The following is a 639-nucleotide window of genomic DNA, read 5'->3' on the forward strand; positions in this document are numbered from 1 at the left end:
GTGCCCGGCAGCGGGGACGGCACCGGGATGATCACCGACCCGGGCAAGCTGCTGGCGAACCTGACCCTGATGTGCCCGGCAGCGGGGACGGCACCGGGATGATCACCGACCCGGGCAAGCTGCTGGCGAACCTGACCCTGATGCAGACCTATATCCCCGACTACGTGCAGACTGGTGTTCGCGCTGCCTGGTCGCTGACGCTGGAGATCGCGTTCTACCTGTCCCTGCCGTTGCTCGGGGTGCTGGTGTTCGCGCTGCGCGGGCGGGTGAACATGCATCCGCTGAAACTGGCGCTGGTGGCCCCGGCCATCCTGCTGGCGATCGCCTATGCCGGCCGACTGCTCACCCCGTACGTCTACAGCCACGTCAACGTGCACAACTACGAGCCGCCGGCCAGCGGGTACATGCCCGACATCTGGCTGCAGAACTGGGGCCCGAACCTGGCGGCGGTGTTCAGTCGCAGCTTCCTGACCAATGCCGACCTGTTCGCCTACGGCATGCTGGCCGCGATCTTGTTCGTCGCGATCGAGCAGGCGGTCATCAGCCGGCGGGCCGCCAAGTGGATCCATCGGGTGGACATCCTTCTGCTACCGGTGTTCGGCGTGCTGACCATTGCGCTGCTGCAGGCCGAGAACGCGT

The 639-nt window shown here is 66.5% G+C and carries 1 pseudogene; it reads left to right on the top strand.

Features of this window, described 5'->3' with window-relative positions:
- Window positions 1-98: 98 nt before the first annotated feature.
- Window positions 99-639, top strand: a pseudogene (locus tag H7I41_RS22770) (acyltransferase family protein); the annotation flags it as partial.

It is taken from the genome of [Mycobacterium] manitobense, from assembly GCF_025821665.1.
GTDB lineage: Bacteria > Actinomycetota > Actinomycetes > Mycobacteriales > Mycobacteriaceae > Mycobacterium > Mycobacterium arseniciresistens.